This window comes from Caballeronia sp. (assembly GCF_049581465.1).
Lineage (GTDB): Bacteria > Pseudomonadota > Gammaproteobacteria > Burkholderiales > Burkholderiaceae > Caballeronia.
This window is the reverse complement of the sequence record NZ_JBAUSA010001223.1, coordinates 1-2,571: the sequence shown is the minus strand read 5'-3', so window position 1 is coordinate 2,571 and position 2,571 is coordinate 1. Positions and strand designations below refer to the sequence as shown.

Genomic DNA, 2,571 nt, shown 5'->3' with positions numbered 1-2,571 from the left:
GATCAATTCTTGCTATTTGTTGTCCCACTCGCCATTTTCAAAAGTACCGGCAGCATTAAATATTCGGGGCTAGCCTTTGTGATTGAGTGGTTGCCACGCATAGTGTTTTTTCCGCTGGCGGGGTTTTTCGTTGATCGTATCAACCCCAGGTATTTGCTATGCGGAGTCGACACCGGACGGATGCTGGTACTGCTGCTAGCTTTGGCGATGATCGCCGGTGGCGCGAGCACATTTTTGGTCCTTTCGCTGATGATGGCCGTTCTATCTATTGCGTACGTTCTCAATTTCGTCGGTGCGGAGGCATTACTCCCGCGTAACGTTGCCGTGAGCGACTTGCCCAAAGCAAACTCGATCCTGCAAGGTGTCGAGCAGGTTACCCAAATATCTGGACCCGCCCTGGCCGCCGTTATTTCCGTCTGGGGAGGGTTGACTCCCATTTTGCTGGCGGGGGCGGCGTTTTTCGCCGGGTCTGCGCTACTGCAATCGATGTTGCGTAGTCAGTCTATGTTTTCGCAGCACAGTTTTTCGTTCGCAGACCTATACGAATCGAACCGAACCGCACTACGCGTACTGCTGGAAAACAAGGTGCTATTTCATCTATCGGCGTTGACCTGGGTGGTGAACTTGGTATATGGCGCAGCACTCGTAGTCAGTGCATCGGTAGTTCTACAGGTCTTTGCATTGCCAGAGTCCTATTTCGGAGTTCTGCAGACGTGCGCTGCTGTGACCTCTATTGTGACTTTTAGCCTGCTACCTCGCTTTGCACATAGATTTGGAATCTCCACTTTGGGCGCCACTTCGTTTTGCGCAATGATCTTGACGGGCCTTGTGCTAGCGCTTTCCAGACACTACACAATGTACCTGGTTGGATACGCTGCGTTAATGGCGTTTGACGGTGCCTTCAGTGTCTACATTCGTACGGGACGAAGCCAAATAATCCCGCATGAGCATTTGGGAAAGACCACGGGCCTGATTGGGCTTATGAATATGTGTTCTATTCCGATGAGCGCAGCAGCGGTCGCATTGCTTTCGTCCCATCTCTCGCCATTTGGCATATTTGGGATGATATTCGGGATTGCCTCAATACTGGGCGTCCTACTGATATGGTTGGGCCGTAGCATCTTTGGTTACACCACTTGGCTGCCAACGATTCCGGTGAAGGAGGCATTGACATAAAAGGGCGTGGCGAAAACGAAGTGCCTGTCCGCGATGCGTAGTCTCAGTGTATTCAATGAGCGACCGGCCTCGTTTGTTTTGTACGTGAGATTCAGTGCCGAATGCTTGATCGGAAGAGGGCCGTCCGGAAAGCAGTTGTCGAGTTTTAGCTTTGATGGCATGTGGATTTATGGATGTCCAGGGTGCGGTACTTCGTGCTGCACGATCCGGGGTCGCTTAGAAACTGAGTTTGTATTTATCGCGTAATTGCTTGCTCTGTTCGAGAACCCAGCCGCGAAACGTGCGCGCGGCTGGACTCAACCCTGCCAACGACGGGTAAACCAAGAAGTAGCCCAGTTCTGTTTCAAATGGTTCCTCGTCAAGCGCCACTAAAGCGCCCTGCTCAAGCAACTGCGCTACCAGAGCATGGCGCCCCAACAATAGACCGTATCCGTTCAACGCGGCATCGATCGACATGTTGGAGTCTGTACATACGATACGGCGCTCTGGAATCTGAGTGGAAAGCCCGCGCCTCTCCAGCCAATTGGACCAGGTCACGTGTTCGCCGGAGTGCATGCCAACGTCGCAAATAAAGTTGATTGCGTGAAGTTGACCGCGCTGAATGTACTCTTGTATTTTTGTCTTCAGTATTGGAGCACAGACCGCCTGAAAGCGTTCGGTGAAAAGACGATCGGTGCTCAGTGGGTCATACGGACCTTGGCCAAACCGGAGAGCCAAATCATATGATTCGCTGGAGAAATCGACTAGATGCGGCGAACAGTCTATATAGAGGTCCAGGTTAGGATAGCGATCCATTAAGGCTTGCAATTGAGGATTTAGCCAACGGCTGGCTAGCGCAGGTAGTGTGCTGAATGCAACCCGCTGAGCGCTTTCATCGTCCGGTTGAAAGGCGCGGGCTATAAGATCCAGAGCATGTGAGATGTCGGCAAAGCCTTGATTTCCAATTCCCAACAGCTCTAATTCTTGCTTGTTTTTCTGAACAAGTTTGCGCCCTACATGTTCTTCCAAGCTTTTTATCTGCTGGCTAATGGCGGATGGCGTTACATTTAGTTCTGACGCTGCGCGCGTGATGGAGCCCAAGCGCGCCGCCGCCTCGAATGCTTTAACGGCGTTTAGAGGCGGCAATGATCTACGTACCTTATATAAACCGTTCCTGGTGGATTCTTCTCTGCTTTGTAGTGGCATTTTAACTATTGCTAGTTCTCGTAAGTCCAAATCCGTTACCTTCTTGTGACGTAGCAGAGAGCGGTCGAACGCTTCCAAAGCCAACGTTTGAGTTCTACCTGCGGGTAGTTATGCGATGTTGTCTCCTTGATCTGAGTCGCAAGGTTCTAATTGAAAATTGATTTGAGCGAACATCGCACGTGTGAAGTGACAACGCGGCCGCACTGCCTG

Annotated in this window: 2 protein-coding genes; one reads left to right on the top strand and one right to left on the bottom strand. The window is 51.3% G+C overall.

Going from position 1 to position 2,571, the window contains the following annotated elements; translation table 11 throughout:
- Positions 1–1,176, top strand: a 1,176-nt coding sequence (locus WCA53_RS29860) for an MFS transporter (RefSeq protein ID WP_423919809.1), incomplete at its 5' end; no start/stop codon positions are given.
- A 216-nt stretch (positions 1,177–1,392) separates the two neighbouring features.
- Here WCA53_RS29860 and WCA53_RS29855 read toward each other — a convergent pair.
- Positions 1,393–2,361 carry a LysR substrate-binding domain-containing protein gene (locus WCA53_RS29855; protein WP_423919804.1) on the bottom strand — a complete coding sequence of 323 codons (969 nt, stop codon included), beginning with the start codon at positions 2,359–2,361 and terminating at the stop codon, positions 1,393–1,395.
- Between the last annotated feature and the right edge of the window lie 210 nt (positions 2,362–2,571).